This window comes from Staphylococcus sp. 231237_7MaSpsaltlick (assembly GCF_043107035.1).
In genome coordinates, this window is sequence record NZ_JBICNX010000380.1 from 1 (window position 1) to 441 (window position 441).

Annotated in this window: 1 protein-coding gene; it reads right to left on the reverse strand. The window is 33.1% G+C overall.

Annotated features, from left to right (window positions below):
• A partial coding sequence (locus ACF91D_RS31995) for a phage portal protein (protein ID WP_392438738.1) occupies positions 1-441 on the reverse strand: 441 nt, incomplete at both ends.

Genomic DNA, 441 nt, shown 5'->3' on the forward strand with positions numbered 1-441 from the left:
GTATATAAATGAGTTCTGCCGATTCATCAAACATATTCTGTGTGTCTGAAAGTCGTTTGTCTATTGCATCTATTATCTTCTTATACATGAATATATCGCTTACTTCTTCGGGATTATTCTTAAATGGTATAAATGGTACCTTTCCCCAGTTTCCACCATTAAAATGGCTTTGTATATTGTTTTCACCATGGTAATAATCAGGTATTAACTGTTCATCTTCTATTACGTAATAAGTAACGTCCCTATCAGTCCAATACTCTACTTTTAATTCATCATTTAATTTGTAATAGCGTATAAATGCTTGTAACTTCTCACGCTCTTTATCAGTCCAAATAGGAATAGCTTGTTCTGCCGGTACTCTAAACAGCTTAAAATCCCCGTTTTCATTAATATACGGTTGTAACCACTCAATACCTTTATTAGATGCAGCAGTAAGTATAT